Genomic DNA, 15,358 nt, shown 5'->3' with positions numbered 1-15,358 from the left:
GCGAACCAGACGCCGATCAGCCGCCGATCCGCCGCACAGAAGAAGCAGCAGAAGCAGACCCTGCCTCGTTGACGCAGGAAGAAGGAGGAAGCGCCGCGATGCCGACCTGCCCGAACGGGCACCAGTCCGCCTCCGACGACTGGTGCGAGGTCTGCGGCCACCGCATGGCCGCCCCTACGGGCACCCCCGGGGCGCCCTCCTACGGCTACGGCTACCCTCCGACCGGCGAGCCGACGGCACAGGCCGAGCTCTGCCCGCAGTGCCGGACCCCGCGCGAGGCCATGGCCCCGTTCTGCGAGGAGTGCCGGTACAACTTCCTGACCCGTACGGCGACCTCGTACGCACCGCTCTCCCCGGACATGCCCCCGCCGCCGCAGCCCCCTTCCCCGGGCGCGCCCGCGGCCCCGCCGGCGTACTCCCAGGACCACTTCGACTACCAGGGCTCGCGGCCCTCCCGGGTCAACCGCCCGGCCGAGCCGCTGCAGCGCGAGGACGACTGGATGCTGCCGCCTCCGGCGCGCCAGGACTTCCAGCAGCCGCCGTACCAGCAGCAGCCTCCGCCGCCCCCGCAGCAGCACCAGGCACCGCAGCAGCACCAGCCGCCGCAGGCGCAGCAGCCTCCGCCGCCGTACCTGCAGCAGCCCTCCCGGACCGGCCAGTACCAGCCGCCCCAGTCGCCCCCGCACCACCAGCAGCCGCAGCCGCAGCACCAGCAGCCGCACCAGGCGCCGCAGGCCCACCCGCCCTACCAGCAGCAGCCCTACCAGCCCCAGGGCGGCGGGGCCTGGACCGCGACCATCGGTCCGGACCGCACGTACTTCATGGCGATGATGCAGCGCAGCGGCCCCGAGGCGGCCGGGCTCGACCTGCCCGCGTACTCCCCCGAGCAGCACCTGCCGCTGGCCGGCGGCCAGATCACCATCGGCCGCCGCCGCGCCTCGACGGGCGAGTCCCCCGACATCGACCTCTCGGTGCCCCCGGAGGACCCGGGCGTCTCGCACCAGCACGCGGTGCTCGTCCAGCAGCCGGACGGCAGCTGGGCCGTGGTGGACCAGAACTCCACCAACGGCACCACGATCAACGGCGGCGAGGAGTCGATCCAGCCCTACGTGCCGGTTCCGCTCGCCGACGGTGACCGCGTCCACGTCGGCGCCTGGACCACGATCACCGTCCGGCGCGGCTGAGCTCCTCGGAGCCCTGACGACGGCACCCTGAACACGACGAAGGCCTCCGGTACCACCGGAGGCCTTCGTCGTGTTCAGGGTGCTCCTCAGCCGCCCACCAGCGGGTCCCGCAGGCCCCGTCGGCGCCGCACGCTCACCGCAACGGCGGTGACCAGCAGAACGGCCGTCCCGAGCGGGAGCAGGGTCCCGGGCATGACGCCGAAGTACACGAACGGCAGTCCCGCGAGGAGGACGGCCGGCGCGGTGCGCAGCCGGGCGAACGCGGGGCGTCCGGCCAGCAGCAGTCCGGCGGCCACCGGCACGACGAAGCGCAGCTGGGTGAGCGGGTACGACAGCGGGACCATCAGCACCGCGGCCGCCAGCACCAGCGTCCACGCCAGCACGGCGGCCACCGCGGCCCGCGTGCGCAGGCGCGGAGCCGCCCTCAGGTCGGGCGGGCACGCCACCGCCACCAGGGCGAGGACGAGCATCGGCCCGGTGGAGAGCACCGAGATCCCGACGCCGCCGACGCCCGACCGGACCGTACTGGCCGCGAGCAGTGCCACCAGTCCCGCCAGCGCGGTCCAGCTGCCCGCCGACCACCACCCGGCCAGCGCCAGGAACACGCCGAACAGCGTGACCAGGTACGCCGCCACCAGCGCGAGGAAACCCGGGCCGACCGCGCCTAGTCCGGCGACGAAGAGGGCGTTGCGCATCACTCCGGCCCAGCTCAGCGCGCTCGCCCCGACCGCGATCAGGGCGAACGGCGCCAGCGCGGCCAGCAGCCGCCCGGCGCGCCCGCCGGAGCCCAGCCCGAGGCGCATGCGCAGGGCGTGCCCGAGGACGTCGATGCCCTCGCGCACCCTGGCTGGCGTGCCCGCTTCCCGGGTGGCCTCCCGGTACGCCTCGGAGATCTCGTCCCCGAACTCCCGCCGGTAGGCGGCGGGATACAGCCTCACCAGCGCGGTCACGCGTCCACCACCGCCCGGCCGGAGCGGACGGAGGCACGGGAGAAGGCGCGGAAGGAGGCACCGAGGGAGGCACCCGCCCCGCCGAGCCCCAGCCGCCGGGTCGCCTCCTGCGCGGTGCGCGCGAGCCGGGCCGCCTCGGCGGCCAGGACCTCGCGCCCGCGCGGGGCGAGCGCGTAGCTGCGCCGCCTGCGTCCGTCGACCACCTCTTCCTCGTGGACGGCGATGAGTTCCTGTTCCAGGAGCCGCTCCAGGGCACCGTAGAGCGTTCCGGTGCGCATCTTGGTGCGGCCTTCCGAAATCTTCTCGACCTCCTGGGCGATCGCGTATCCGTGCCGCGGGGCATCGGCGATCGCCGTGAGGATCAGCAGGGTCGGCTCGCGAAGAGCTTGATCATTCACACCCGCGCCATAGCTCGGCAGCCGACATATGTCGATGGCCGACCTATGGCGCTCGGGCCCATGACGCTCGGGCCCGTGACGCTCCCGCCTAGGACCGGCCGGCCTCCCCCAGCGGCCACACGTAGGGCCCCTGGGGATCGTCGAGCCAGGACCACTGCCCGGCGTCGCCGACCGTCACCCCGAAGCGCTCGCGCGCCGGCCGGTCCTCGCGCCGCCACAGGTCCAGCGCCTCCCGCGGGTGCAGGGCGCCCGAGGTGAGCACGAGCATGAACTGGAACCGCTCGTTCTCCACCAGCTCGTACGGGATCCCCTGCGGCATCCCGTACGTGCCCGGCGGCGCGGCCGTGGCCCCGCGCAGGGGCACGAAGTAGGCCGAGGTGTGCAGGAAGCGGCCCTCGGCGAACGCGGCGTCCCGCACCGTGAGCGCGATCAGCCCGGTGGACAGCGGGGCCAGGATCCGGGCCCCGGGCCGGCACTGGCCCAGCCAGGCGGGCGGGATCAGCGGGATGGTGCAGGTCACCAGGATCCGGTCGAAGGGGGCCCGGGCGGGGCAGCCGCGCGCCCCGTCGCCGGTGACGACGGCCGGGTGGTAACCGAGCCGGTCCAGGTGCGCGCGCGCCGACTCGGTGATCTCCTCGTCCAGGTCCACGGTGGTGACCAGGTCGTCGCCGAGCCGGTGGCAGAGCAGGGCCGCGTTGTAGCCGGTGCCCGTGCCGATCTCCAGCACGTGGTCCCCGTCGCGCACGTCCAGGGCCTCCAGCATCTTGGCCATCAGCGAGGGCTGGCTGCTGGAGGAGACCAGTTCGCCGTCGCGCAGCCGGGTGGCGAGCGGGGCGTCGGTGTAGACCCCGCGCAGCCAGCGGGCCCGCTGTTCGGGGTCGGGGTCCTCGGCCCAGAGGCGCTCGTGGCCGGCGCCGCGGCCGGTGTAGTAGTACGGGACGAACACGTGCCGGGGCACGGCGGCGAAGGCCGCCCGCCAGCGCGGATCCTCCAGCGCCCCGGCTGCGGTCAGCTCCCGCACCTGGGCGGCGTGCGCGGTCTCCCGTACGTCGCGTACCTCGGCATGTGCGCCCATGCCTCCACTGTCCTGCGGACGCGGCCCGGGTGCGACCGCGCTGCGGTCGCACGGGGCAGGGTCGCGGAGGTCCTAGGACCGGGGTCCTCCGTCCGGGCGTCTGAGACGATGGTCGGGTGAATGAGATTCCGCGGGGCACGGTCCAGGAACAGACCTTCTACGAACTGGTGGGCGGCGAGGACACCTTCCGCCGTCTGGTCCACCGCTTCTACCAGGGCGTCGCCGAGGACCCGCTGCTGCGCCCGATGTACCCGGAGGGGGACCTCGGTCCCGCCGAGGAGCGGTTCGCGCTGTTCCTGATGCAGTACTGGGGCGGCCCGAACACCTACAGCGAGAACCGCGGCCACCCGCGCCTGCGCATGCGGCACGCGCCGTTCCAGGTGGACGCGGCCGCGCACGACGCGTGGCTGGCCCACATGCGGGTGGCGGTGGACGAGCTCGCCCTCGCGCCGGAGCACGAGGCGCAGCTGTGGCGGTACCTGACGTACGCCGCCGCCTCGATGATCAACACCGCGGGCTAGACGGCCTAGACCGGGCGGACGAGCAGGGTGCCGAGGCCGCCCGGGCGGCGCGTGGCCACGGAACCGTACGGGGTGCGCAGCCGCAGCCAGCCGCCCGAGGCGAACAGGGCCACCGGCTCGGCGGCTCCGGGCTGGGGGGGTGCGGCGGGTGCGGCGGGCACGGTGGACCGTACGGGCCGCAGGAAGCCCAGGGACTGCGCGGCGTGCACGGCGCGCAGCGGAAGTTCGGTGTCCCCCAGCGTGCGGGACCAGATCTCGCGGCCGATGCGGTCGCGCTCGGAGCGGGTCCGGTGCTGCGGGGGCAGGGCCTCGTCGCGGGCCCGGAACTCGGCGACGGCGGCCGCCAGGGCCTTGGCCATCGCCTCGGGACCGGGCAGCCCGGCCACCGGGGTCCAGCCGCCGCGGGGCGGGAGCACGCCCGCCCAGGGCGGTCCGGTGACGGCCGCGGGGACGACGGCGCCGGCCGACTCGCCCTCGTCTACGGACTCCAGCAGCTCCCCGGCCGAGACGGTCAGGTCGAGCGGAGCCGAGAGGGGCGCGGCGAGCCGCACCGTACGGACGGCCAGGACGTCGAAGGACGGCGGCCGCCCGAAAACGGCGAGCGCGCCGCCGCCGGCCTGCGCCTGCAGGCGGACGGCGGCGGCGCGGTCGTAGTGCACCAGCCGGCCCAGGAAGGCGGCGAGGTCCGCCGCCTCCCCGGAGTCGGCGAAGTGCAGCTGCTCGTTCATGCCGCGATGCCCCCGGCGGGAGCGCCGGTCTTCGGCTGTGCCTTCGGCTCGTCCAGGTACTCCTGGAGGAAGAGCTTCTCCTCGGCCGTGATGCGGCGGGGCCGCCCCTCGGCGAGGTTGTAGGGCACGACCACGGTCTCGGCGCGCACGTACACCGTCTCGGGCGCGTCCTCGGTCGCCTCGTCCTTGACCTCGTAGCGGATGGTCAGGGACGCGGCGCCTATCCGAGTCACCCAGGACTCGATGAGCACCGGCTCGTGCCGGTGCACGAGGGGCAGCTTGTAGTCGATCTCGTGACGGGCCACGACGGAACCGCCCGTGAAGGACTCACTGCCCTCCCCCGGCGCGAGGCGGAACATGAAGTCGATCCGCGCCTCCTCCAGATAGCGGAGGAAGACGACGTTGTTGACGTGCCCGAAGGCATCCATGTCCGCCCAGCGGAGGGGGCATCGGTAGTGGTGTCTGGCCATGGCCCGTTTCCTCGGCCCTCAGCCTCGGGTGAGCTTCTTGTAGGTGGCACGGTGCGGACGCGTGGCGTCCGCGCCGAGCCGCTCGATCTTGTTCTTCTCGTACGACTCGAAGTTGCCCTCGAACCAGTACCACTTGGAGTCGCCCTCGTACGCCAGGATGTGCGTGGCGACCCGGTCCAGGAACCAGCGGTCGTGCGAGATGACCACGGCCGCACCCGGGAACTCCAGGAGCGCGTTCTCGAGCGAGGACAGGGTCTCGACGTCGAGGTCGTTGGTGGGCTCGTCGAGGAGCAGCAGGTTGCCGCCCTCCTTGAGCGTCAGCGCCAGGTTCAGGCGGTTGCGCTCACCACCGGAGAGGATGCCGGCGGCCTTCTGCTGGTCCGGACCCTTGAAGCCGAAGGCGCTGACGTACGCGCGCGACGGCATCTCGACCTGGCCGACGTTGATGTAGTCCAGCTCGTCCGACACGACGGCCCAGAGGGACTTCTTGGGGTCGATGTTGGCGCGGCTCTGGTCGACGTACGAGATCTTGACGGTCTCGCCGATCTTGACGGAACCGGAGTCCGGCGCCTCCAGACCCAGGAGCATCTTGAAGAGCGTGGTCTTGCCGGCGCCGTTCGGGCCGATGATGCCCACGATGCCGTTGCGCGGCAGCGTGAAGGACAGGTCGTCGACCAGGACCTTGTCGCCGAACGCCTTGTTGAGGTTGTTGACCTCGACCACGATCGAGCCCAGACGCGGGCCCGGCGGGATCTGGATCTCCTCGAAGTCCAGCTTCCGCATCTTGTCCGCCTCGGCGGCCATCTCCTCGTAGCGCGCGAGGCGGGCCTTGGACTTGGTCTGGCGCCCCTTGGCGTTAGACCGCACCCACTCGAGCTCTTCCTTGAGGCGCTTCTGGCGCTTCTCGTCCTTGCGGCCCTCGACCTTGAGACGGGTGGCCTTCTTCTCCAGGTAGGTGGAGTAGTTGCCCTCGTACGGGTGGGCGCGGCCGCGGTCGAGCTCGAGGATCCACTCGGCGACATTGTTCAGGAAGTACCGGTCGTGGGTCACGGCCACGACGGCACCCTTGTACTGCGAAAGGTGCTGCTCCAGCCAGTTCACCGACTCGGCGTCGAGGTGGTTGGTGGGCTCGTCGAGGAGGAGCAGGTCCGGGGCCTCGATCAGCAGCTTGCAGAGCGCGACGCGGCGCTTCTCGCCACCGGAGAGGTTGGTGACGGGCCAGTCGCCGGGCGGGCAGCCCAGGGCGTCCATGGCCTGCTCCAGCTGGGCGTCGAGGTCCCAGGCGTTGGCGTGGTCCAGGACTTCCTGGAGCTTGCCCATCTCGTCCAGCAGCGCGTCGGTGTAGTCGGTCGCCATTTCCTCGGCGACCTCGTTGAAGCGCTTCAGCTTGGCCATGATGTCGGCCGCGCCGTCCTGGACGTTCTCCAGGACCGTCTTGGACTCGTCGAGCTTGGGCTCCTGCATGAGGATGCCGACGGTGAAGCCGGGAGACAGGTAGGCCTCGCCGTTGGACGGCTGCTCCAGCCCCGCCATGATCTTGAGGACGGTGGACTTACCGGCACCGTTCGGGCCGACCACACCGATCTTCGCGCCGGGCAGGAAGTTCAGGGTGACGTCATCAAGAATCACCTTGTCGCCGTGCGCCTTGCGCGTCTTGCGCATGGTGTAGATGAACTCAGCCAAGAGAAACCGTCCGGCAGATCGATGGGTGGGCAGATACACCCCATCTTGCCTGACGTCCATCCCCGGGGGGAAACCCGTTCGGCCCCGAGACCACCCGACCGGTGCCTCCGAAAGCCCCCCGAGGCCTTGTAGCGCACGGCAGGATGCCACCGATGAGGGCGCGGCCGGGGGGCTGCGGCCGAGGTGGGGGGACGTATGGACAGCGGACTGATCGCGCTCGGCGCGGCCGTGGTCGGTGTGGCCGGGACTTTGCTGGCGACGGTGCTCTCGCAGCGGATGCTGGCGCGGGTGCAGGCGGCGCAGTTCGAGCGGGAGCAGCGGGTGGACCGCACGCGGTGGCAGCGGGAGCAGGAAGTGGCGGAGCTGGCCCGGCGGCGCGAGTGCTACGCGGCGGCGAACGCCGCGTACCGGCGCTATCGGATCGGCCTCATGTCCTTCCTGTGGCTCGTCCAGCGCTCACAGGTGACCCCGGAGGAGCGGGCGACGCTGGAGGAGGTCCGCAACGTCCATCACACCGTCTTCGCGGAGGCCCAGATGATCGCTTCCGCCGCCGTGCTCGCCCAGCTGGACATCATGACGCGGGGCATGGCGGGGGCGTACGCCCGCACGATGCGGCTGGCGGAGGGCACTCCGCATCCGGACGGCTCCTTCGAGGAGATCCACACCCGGCTCACCGACCTCACGCAGCGCGCGGACGTCATGCGGGCCGTGATGCGGGCCGACCTGGGCGTGGACTCCACGCCGGTGGCGGAGCGGCCGTCCCCGCCCGGTCTCGCCCCGGGGCCGTGACGAGCCCCCCGGGGGACGGGGCCTCAGCGGGGGCGGTAGACGGTAAGGGCGTCCGGGAGGTCGTCCAGGACCAGGGCGGTCGGGGCCTGCGCGTACTCGCCGTCGTAGGCGAGCGGAGTGCCGGCGGGGATGTCGCTCACGCGCAGGCTGCGCAGCCGGGTGGCGACGTGGACCGGGGAGCGGGTCAGCGGGCCCGCGAAGGCGGCGGCGAGCAGGCGGGGGCCGGGGCGGCCGCCGCCGTGGACCAGGCGGACGTCGAGCAGGCCCTCGCCGAGGCTCTTGCGGGAGCGGGGCGCCGGGCCCGTGCCCTGGTAGGTGCCGTTGCCCGCGAAGAGCAGCCAGACGCTGCGCGGCTTCCCGGCGAGCTTGAGCCGTACCGGGCGCTCCGCGCGCAGCACCCGGTACGCCGCCAGCAGGGCGGCGGGGCCGCCGCCGATCCGGGGGGCCCAGCGGAGCCGGTGGCCGAGCAGCTCCGGGTAGGCCCCGATGCTGAAGTTGTTCAGGAAGTAGCCCGCCCTGGTGTCCTCGGGGTCCGGGCCTGGGCCCGGGGTGAAGCGGCCGACGCCGATGTGGACCGCGTGACCGGCCGCCACGGCCCGGCAGGTGTCCTCGGCTCCCGCGAGGCCGAGGTCGAGCGCGAAGTGGTTGAGCGTGCCGCCGGGGAACACCGCCAGGGGGATCCCGGCGCGCAGCGCGGCGGTGGCGGCGGCGTTGACCGTGCCGTCGCCGCCGCACACCCCGAGGACGGTGGCGCGCTCGGCGGCCGAGGCCAGTTCGGCGGTGAGCTCCGGGCCCTCGCACAGGACGAGCTCGGCCTTCGGCAGCAGCTCGCGCAGCAGTTCGTCGAGCCCCGTCGTGGCGGCCGTGCCCGACCCGGTGTTCACGACCACCGTGAGCCCGGTGCCGTCGGGCAGCGCGGGCGCCCCCGCGGCGGGCCGCTCGTCGCCCGGCGTGATCCTGGCCTCCACGGCGTCCCGGGTGAGGCGGCGCACGACGAACCCGGCCGCCACGCCGAGCGCCGCGCCCGCGAGTACGTCCGAGGGGTAGTGGACTCCGGTGTACACGCGGGAGAAGGCGACGGAGACGGCGACGGGGGCCAGCGCCGCGCCCAGGAGCGGGGACTCCAGCGCCACCCCGGCGGTGAAGGCGAACGCGGACGCGGCGTGCCCGGACGGGAAGGAGGTCGTACGCGGCTGCGTGCCGAGCTGCCGCCCGACGGGCACCCCGTCCAACACCGGGCGCGCCCTGCGCACGGACCATTTGCCGACGGTGTTGATGGTCGCGGAGGCCAGTGCCAGCGACGCGGCCCCGCGCACGGCCGCCTTGCGGGCCCCGGCCGAGCCGAGGACGGCGATCCCCGCGGCGGCCCCGCCCCACAGCAGCCCGTGGTTCGCGGCCCGGCCGAGCCGCGGCAGCACCCGGTCGGCCCCGGGCCAGTGCCGCCGGGCCACCGCGTCGAACAGCCGGCGGTCCCCTCTTGCGACCGCGCCCCTCCAGGTCAGTTCTTGATCAGCCATCCCCTGCCTCTACCCGGCCCCCCGAATCCGAATCAGCCCCCACCCCGGACCCCCCGATCCCCACCCCTCCGGCCGAGCCCACCCCCCCCATCCCGAGAAGACCCCACTCAGGCCCCCGGGCATCGTTCCCAGGCGGGAGCGCAGCCACGGGGCAGGGCTCCGGGCCGGCCCTGCCGGGGTGGGTCGGATTCCCGGCCCGGGCCTACTCCGGGTCCGGCGTCCGGTTCGGGGTGGGGCCGTCCTCCAGGGGGCGCTTGCGCAGGAGGAGGACGACCAGGCCGCCCAGGACGACCAGGCCCACCGCCAGGGAGGCGATCACCGGGGTGGCCGCCGAGCTGCCGCTGGCGGCCAGCCGTTCCTCGGAGCTGTCCGAGTCCAGGGGCGAGGCGGATTCCGACAGCGTGCCCAGCGCCGTCATCGCCCCGCCCGACGCCGCCGCGTCGTCGGCCGGCTGGGCGACGGGGAGCCGCGGCCACCTCGCCTTCGCCGTGGCCACCGCCGCGGACTCGCTGGAGCCGGCCACGATCTGGACCTGCGCCGGGACCCCGCTGGTGAAGACCCGCCCGACCGGCACGCGGGTGGACCCGCGGAGGGTGATCTCGGCACTGCCGTCCGGCGTCCCCTCCGGCACCTCGAAGAACAGCTTCCCCCCGTTGACCGCGGAGCTGACCGGCAGACCCTGGGCGTCCACCACCCGTACTCCCATGGCCACGGCCGCCGCGTCCGGGGTCACGCTCACGCTCTGCGCGCCCGTCCGCACGGTGACCGGCCCGATCCGGGTGCCCAGCGGCCCCGACACCTCGCCGGGATCCACCGCGAGTGACGCCGGCGGTTCGGGCAGCCGCCGCGCCTCCCGCTGGAGGTAGTCGGCCAGCTTCTCCGCCTGCGGATCGACGGCCTCCACCCATGCGCCCTCGGCCAGGCGCCAGATGGCCACCTGGGTCCCGGCCGCCGCGCTCTCCGCGGTGAGCGTCGCGGCTCCGGCCGCCTTGGCGAGTCCGGCCAGATCGTTCAGCTGGGGGTAGGAGTGCTCCAGCACCCAGCGGATCCGGCCCGCCTCGCCGTTCCCGGCGAGCGGCGTGCCGCTCCACCCGATCTCCGTGAACCGGGCCTGGGGCTGCGCATCGCCCGCGACGCCGACTCCGTACGTCTGGAGCATGCCGCCGCCGTCGACCCGCATCTCGTACAGGCCCGCCGGGATCTGCCGCGCGGTCCCGTCCGTGCCGCGCAGGACGGCCTGTCCGTACGTCTTCAGCCCGTCCAGGACGGCGCTCGCTCCCTCCGGCGACCGGGGTGCGGCCGGGCCGGCGTCGGCGGCCGCGATCGCACCCGGCGCCCCGGCCAGCGCGGCGGCGAGCAGGGCCACCGCGATCGGCCGCCGCACGGAGCCCCGTATGGCCGCGGCGGACGTGGTGCGCGTCGCTGGTGCGTCGCAGGCCTGCCCGGCAGGGGGAAGCGGAGCGCCAGGAGTGCCGACAGGAGCCATGCCCATGGCGGCGGTAGGAGCGGAGGGTGCGGGAACGGCAATCGACACAGTCTTCCCCTTCGGGCCGAAGGCCCAGGTGCCCGTGAGTACCGGGGAATCCTAGCCTCCTCGAACACTCAGACCACCGCCGCCTTCTGAGGGGCCATCAGCGGTACGTCCGTCCTGACGACCCGCCGGAAGGCCGCCGTGCCGCGGTTCAGGTCGTGCCCGATGGCGGTCGCGTCGATGTTGGCCGAGAACCACCGGTTGCCCTCCCCGTCGGGCGGGTCCTCCCGCACCCGCAGCCTTCCGTGGACCACCAGCGGTTCACCGACGGAGACGGATCCGGCGAGGTTCACGGCGAGGCCGCGCCGGGCCCACACCGTGTAGAAACTGGTGGGCGCGTCCGCCCAGGTCTCCTTCTTCCGGTCGTAGTACCTCGGGGTGACCGCGAAGCGGAACCGGGCCGCCGGGCCGCTCGCCGTGTCCTTGTAGTCGATCTGCGTGGCCACGTAGCCCACCAGCGTCACCTGGGTGTCGTTCATCCCGGCCGCCCTTCCGGGGTCCGGCGGCGCGCTCGACCGCGCACCGCTGCGACCCGCATTCCGTACCCGCCCGGACCATCCGCACGGGGTACGACCATGCTGGCCCGGACGGCCGGAACCCGTCGGCGCCTGTGGACTACTGACGGCTTGTGGACAACTTCGCCACCGTCGCGTACTGCTCGCGCACCTCCCGGTAGCGCAGCAGCTCCGCCGCCACCGGCTCCAGCACCCGGGCCCGGCCGCAGCCGGCCGCAGCCTCGCGCAGCCGCCGCTCCGCGTCCTGCCCGTAGCGTCGCGCCGGACCCCTGGCCCCGATCGAACAGGCCCACTCCACGAGGGGTCCGCCGATGATGCCGGCCGCCATCAGCAGGACCGGCGGCATCAGGCTCGGCTCCAGCACCCCGGCGATCTGCCCGACCAGCCACAGCCCGCCGTAGATCTGGAGCAGGGTCATGGCGGCCTGTGCCAGCACCGCCGCCGGCCACCACGAGGGCCGGGGCGGGCGGGCGCTGGGCACCGCGACGGCCGGCCCGAGGGTCACCGCGATCTCGTCCAGCGCCTGGGGGAGCCCCTCGGCGCCGCGGACCGCGGTCTCCCGTACTGCCTGCGCCCAGGGGTCGGGCAGCCCGCGGACCGCCTCGTCGGCGACGGTCCGTACGGCCTGTTCCACCCGCTGGCGGGCCGTCACCTCTTCCTCGACCGGCACTTCGGACGCCGTCGGGGAACGCCCGATCGCCGCCAGGGCGGCGAGGCCGGCCAGCGAGCGCGGGGAGCGCCGGCTCTCGTACCACCGCCACAGGCGCAGCCACGGGGTACCGCAGGCCTTCCCGGCGTTGCGCCGCCAGGCCCGCTCGGCGGCGAGCCCGGCCGCGTACGCCCCGACCGCCTCGGCGAGCCGGTCCTCGAACTCGGCGCGCGCGGTCTCCCCGATCTCCGGCCCGGCGTGGCCGTCGGCCACGTAGAGCGGCCGCAGGCGGGCCGCGGCCTTGTCGACATCGGCGGAGATGCGGCGGGTCGCGGCGCCCTTCTCCTGGGTGAACTGTCCGAGCATCTCGCGCAGTTCCCCGACGCCTTCACCCGTAAGGGCGGAAAGTCCGATGACGGTGGCTCCCGGCTCGCCGTGTTCGCCGAGTGCGATCCCGTCGTCGTCGAGGAGCCGGCGCAGGTCGTCCAGTACGAGATCGGCGGACTCCCCCGGCAGCCGGTCCACCTGGTTCAGCACGACGAAGGTCACCTCGGCGTGCCCGGCCAGCGGGCGCAGGTAGCGCTCGTGCAGGACGGCGTCCGCGTACTTCTCCGGGTCCACCACCCACACCACCGCGTCGACCAGCGCCAGTACCCGGTCCACGTGGTCGCGGTGGGCTCCGACGGCCGAGTCCAGGTCGGGCAGGTCGACGAGGACCATGCCGCGCAGCACCTCGGCCTCCGAGGTCTCGCGGGGGCGGCGGCGCAGCCGTCCGGGGATCTCGAGGCGGTCCAGCAGTCCCGCGGCGCCGTCGGACCAGCTGCACGCGATGGGTGCGGCGGTCGTCGGCCTGCGCAGCCCGGTCTCGGAGATCTGCACTCCGGCGAGTGAGTTGAAGAGCGTGGACTTGCCGCTTCCGGTGGCTCCGGCGATGGCGACGACCGTGTGCTGCGCCGACAGCCCGCGGCGCGCGGCCGCCTCGTCCAGGACGCGTCCGGCTTCGGCGAGGGTCTTTCCGTCGAGGATCCTGGTCCGGGACAGCCCGATGAGCTGGCGCAGCGCGTCGAGGCGGACCCGCAGGGCCTGCGCCTCGGGGCTGAGCGGGGGCGCGGGGGCCTTGCCGCCGTCGCTTCCGGCGCCGGAAACCGCCCGTACGAGTGCTTCGTCGCCCTCCTCGTCACCGCTCGCGGGCCAGTCGTCCTCGCTGGTCCGGGGGCGCGAGCGGGCGATCAGTCCGTCGTCCCAGCGGTCGTCGGTGCGGTCGGTCAGGGCGGTCACCGCGTCACCTCTCCTTCTGCAGTACGGACAGCGCGGCGATCAGCTCGGCCTGGGGTTCGGGACTCACTTCGAGCGCTTCGATCGGGGCGAGGCGGCGGTCGCGTTCGGCGCGCAGCACCTGGTCGAGGTGCTCGGCGACGAGTTCGCCGCCCCGGTCGCGCAGGCGTACGGCGGCCTGTACTCCGATCCGCTCGGCGAGCTTCTCCCCGGCCGGCCGGGCCCGCTTGCCGCCGAGGAGGGCCGCGACCAGCAGGGCGGCGACCCCGTCGGGGTCGGGCGCGGGCTGCCTGTCGAGCCGCGCCACCTCTTCCTCGGCGAGTTCCTCCAGCACGCGCCGCCAGCGGCGTACGGCCATGCCGATACGTTCCGCCGCCTCCCGGTCGGGGGCCGGCAGGGACACCGCGCCGGCGGCGGGCTCGCGCCGCCACGCCTCCGCGATGCGTTCGTCGGCGGCGGCGACGGCGCACTGGAGCAGCGCCGCGAGGGATTCCGCGAGGGAGTCGAGCAGTTCGTCGGCGCTGGTGTCGAGCGGGTAGCCGCGCCAGCGGGTCAGTGCGTCCCCGGCGAGTACGGCGCCCCGGTCCAGGCGGCCGCGGACCCGCTTGCCCTCCCGCTTGTAGGCGTCCTCGACGGCGAAGGTCAGCCGTACGGCGGCGGCGTGCTGGGCCGCGACGGCCGAGGCGAGCTCCGGCATCCGGCGCCCGAGGGAGTCGAGCGCGCCGAGCGCGGTGCGCCCGACGGCGTACTGGCGGGCGGCCGGGTCCTGCGCGTGGTGCGCGAGCCAGGCGAACAGCGGGGCCACGGCGCTGGCGGGCAGCAGCCCGCCCCCGCCGGCCGATTCGGGCAGCTCGGGCACCGTGAACCGGGGCACCTCGCCGAGCCCGGCCCGCGTGAGCAGGGCCCCGTACTGGCGGGAGACCTCGGCGAGCACCTGGTGCGGGACCCGGTCGAGGACGGTGACGAGGGTGGCCTTGTACTGCTTGGCGGTGCGCAGGAGGTGCCAGGGCACGGCGTCGGCGTACCGCGAGGCGGTCGTGACCATGACCCAGACGTCCGCGGCGCAGATGAGCTGCGCGGCGAGCGTCCGGTTGTCGACCACCAGGGAGTCGATGTCGGGGGCGTCGAGGATGGCGAGGCCGCGGGGCAGGGTGGAGACGGTCTCGATCCGCACCTCGCGGGGGGTGGGCGGGTACCCGCGCCCGTGCCGGTCGCCCGGCCGGTACGCGGACTTGCGGGCGGACAAGGGGGTGTCCTCGTCGTCCTGGGGGGCCCAGACCCGCATCAGATCGGGCAGCACCCGTACCCCGGCGAACCAGTGGTGGTCATCCGGATGGCAGACGAGAACGGGGGTGCGCGTCGTGGGCCGGAGCACTCCGGCTTCACTCACTTGGCGCCCCACGAGGGAATTGACGAGGGTGGACTTACCGGCCCCGGTGGACCCGCCGACGACGGCGAGCAGCGGCGCCTCCGGCGCCTTCAGCCGGGGTACGAGGTAGTCGTCGAGCTGCGCGAGCAGCTCCGCTCTGGTCTGGCGGGCGCGGGGGGCGCCGGGCAGGGGCAGCGGCAGACGCACGGACGCGACCCGGTCGCGCAGGGCGGACAGGGCATCGAGCAGCTGAGGCCGAACATCCAAGGTCACCACATGCGAAGAATGCCCAATTTAGGAGCATTTTTGAAGCTTATACGTCCTCTGCGCGCCGAGCGCTACTCCAGCGGCACATCCCGGACACAGCGGACGAGTGGGGCGCAGGCATAACGAGTGCACAACACCCAGGGCGCCACGGCGCAAAAGCGGTGCGAGAATCGCACCTGCCTGCGATTATCGGGACCGCTTCACCGAACCTCCACATCGTGGCACGCGAGTGAAGCAACCGGGACAAGGCAACCGGAGCCCTATCCTTGACCCGGCACGGACCACAGCCCCACCCCCGTCCAGGGGCTCCAGGCCACCACGGCCACCTTCCGGCCCCCGTAGCTCAGTGGATAGAGCAGGTGCCTTCTAAGCACTTGGCCGCAGGTTCGAGTCCTGCCGGGGGCACTCCTCCCACCCATCCCTCAGCCCTCCCCTCC

At 73.8% G+C, this 15,358-nt stretch carries 14 protein-coding genes and 1 tRNA gene; 4 read left to right on the top strand and 11 right to left on the bottom strand.

Annotated features, from left to right (window positions below; all coding sequences use genetic code 11):
• The first annotated feature begins 98 nt into the window (after window positions 1-98).
• The gene (locus OG898_RS18105) at window positions 99-1,184 is read left to right on the top strand and encodes an FHA domain-containing protein (protein WP_266958008.1); all 1,086 of its coding nucleotides are present in this window, start codon (window positions 99-101) and stop codon (window positions 1,182-1,184) included.
• Between the two features lie 86 nt (window positions 1,185-1,270).
• Here the strand turns inward: OG898_RS18105 and OG898_RS18100 are convergent, their stop codons facing one another.
• The 3 genes from OG898_RS18100 to OG898_RS18090 all read right to left on the bottom strand — a co-directional run bounded on the left by OG898_RS18100 (window position 1,271) and on the right by OG898_RS18090 (window position 3,607).
• Entirely contained in the window at window positions 1,271-2,134 is an 864-nt protein-coding gene (locus OG898_RS18100; RefSeq protein WP_266958006.1) for a hypothetical protein, read from the bottom strand.
• A complete protein-coding gene (locus OG898_RS18095; protein ID WP_266958004.1) occupies window positions 2,131-2,532 on the bottom strand; it encodes a PadR family transcriptional regulator in 402 nt (133 codons plus the stop codon). Before OG898_RS18095 ends, OG898_RS18100 begins: the two co-directional genes overlap by 4 nt.
• Before the next feature lie 88 nt (window positions 2,533-2,620).
• Window positions 2,621-3,607 carry a methyltransferase domain-containing protein gene (locus tag OG898_RS18090; RefSeq protein WP_250739528.1) on the bottom strand — a complete coding sequence of 329 codons (987 nt, stop codon included), beginning with the start codon at window positions 3,605-3,607 and terminating at the stop codon, window positions 2,621-2,623.
• A gap of 116 nt (window positions 3,608-3,723) precedes the next feature.
• Between OG898_RS18090 and OG898_RS18085 the strand changes: the two genes are divergently transcribed.
• A complete protein-coding gene (locus OG898_RS18085; RefSeq protein WP_243334938.1) occupies window positions 3,724-4,128 on the top strand; it encodes a globin in 405 nt (134 codons plus the stop codon).
• Window positions 4,129-4,133: 5 nt separating this feature from the next.
• On the opposite strand, the gene OG898_RS18080 is transcribed toward OG898_RS18085, so the two are convergent.
• Genes OG898_RS18080 through ettA form a run of 3 tightly spaced genes read right to left on the bottom strand, consistent with a single transcriptional unit; the run spans window position 4,134 to window position 7,009 of the window.
• Window positions 4,134-4,856 (bottom strand): hypothetical protein, encoded by a 723-nt coding sequence (locus OG898_RS18080; protein ID WP_266958001.1) that lies wholly within the window; start codon window positions 4,854-4,856, stop codon window positions 4,134-4,136.
• Window positions 4,853-5,326, bottom strand: coding sequence for a thioesterase family protein (locus tag OG898_RS18075; protein ID WP_250739530.1), 474 nt, complete (start codon window positions 5,324-5,326; stop codon window positions 4,853-4,855). Before OG898_RS18075 ends, OG898_RS18080 begins: the two co-directional genes overlap by 4 nt.
• Window positions 5,327-5,344: 18 nt before the next feature.
• Window positions 5,345-7,009, bottom strand: a complete 1,665-nt coding sequence (gene ettA / locus OG898_RS18070; RefSeq protein WP_250739531.1) for an energy-dependent translational throttle protein EttA — start codon at window positions 7,007-7,009, stop codon at window positions 5,345-5,347.
• A 195-nt stretch (window positions 7,010-7,204) separates the two neighbouring features.
• Between ettA and OG898_RS18065 the strand changes: the two genes are divergently transcribed.
• Window positions 7,205-7,798 carry a hypothetical protein gene (locus OG898_RS18065; RefSeq protein ID WP_266957999.1) on the top strand — a complete coding sequence of 198 codons (594 nt, stop codon included), beginning with the start codon at window positions 7,205-7,207 and terminating at the stop codon, window positions 7,796-7,798.
• Between the two features lie 23 nt (window positions 7,799-7,821).
• Here the strand turns inward: OG898_RS18065 and OG898_RS18060 are convergent, their stop codons facing one another.
• From OG898_RS18060 to OG898_RS18040, 5 genes are all read right to left on the bottom strand, one after another.
• The gene (locus tag OG898_RS18060; protein ID WP_250739533.1) at window positions 7,822-9,315 is read right to left on the bottom strand and encodes a bifunctional phosphatase PAP2/diacylglycerol kinase family protein; all 1,494 of its coding nucleotides are present in this window, start codon (window positions 9,313-9,315) and stop codon (window positions 7,822-7,824) included.
• 202 nt (window positions 9,316-9,517) lie between these two features.
• Window positions 9,518-10,699 (bottom strand): thioester domain-containing protein, encoded by a 1,182-nt coding sequence (locus tag OG898_RS18055; protein ID WP_266957996.1) that lies wholly within the window; start codon window positions 10,697-10,699, stop codon window positions 9,518-9,520.
• A 218-nt stretch (window positions 10,700-10,917) separates the two neighbouring features.
• Window positions 10,918-11,325 (bottom strand): single-stranded DNA-binding protein, encoded by a 408-nt coding sequence (locus OG898_RS18050; protein WP_250739535.1) that lies wholly within the window; start codon window positions 11,323-11,325, stop codon window positions 10,918-10,920.
• A gap of 136 nt (window positions 11,326-11,461) precedes the next feature.
• Entirely contained in the window at window positions 11,462-13,288 is a 1,827-nt protein-coding gene (locus tag OG898_RS18045; protein ID WP_266957993.1) for a GTPase, read from the bottom strand.
• Between the two features lie 4 nt (window positions 13,289-13,292).
• Window positions 13,293-14,930 (bottom strand): dynamin family protein, encoded by a 1,638-nt coding sequence (locus OG898_RS18040; protein ID WP_266957991.1) that lies wholly within the window; start codon window positions 14,928-14,930, stop codon window positions 13,293-13,295.
• A gap of 323 nt (window positions 14,931-15,253) precedes the next feature.
• Here OG898_RS18040 and OG898_RS18035 point away from each other — a divergent pair.
• Window positions 15,254-15,326, top strand: a tRNA-Arg gene (locus tag OG898_RS18035).
• The last annotated feature ends 32 nt before the right edge of the window (window positions 15,327-15,358 follow it).

The organism is Streptomyces sp. NBC_00193 (assembly GCF_026342735.1).
GTDB classification, from domain to species: domain Bacteria; phylum Actinomycetota; class Actinomycetes; order Streptomycetales; family Streptomycetaceae; genus Streptomyces; species Streptomyces stoeckheimensis.
This window is presented reverse-complemented; position numbering and strand designations above follow the sequence as displayed.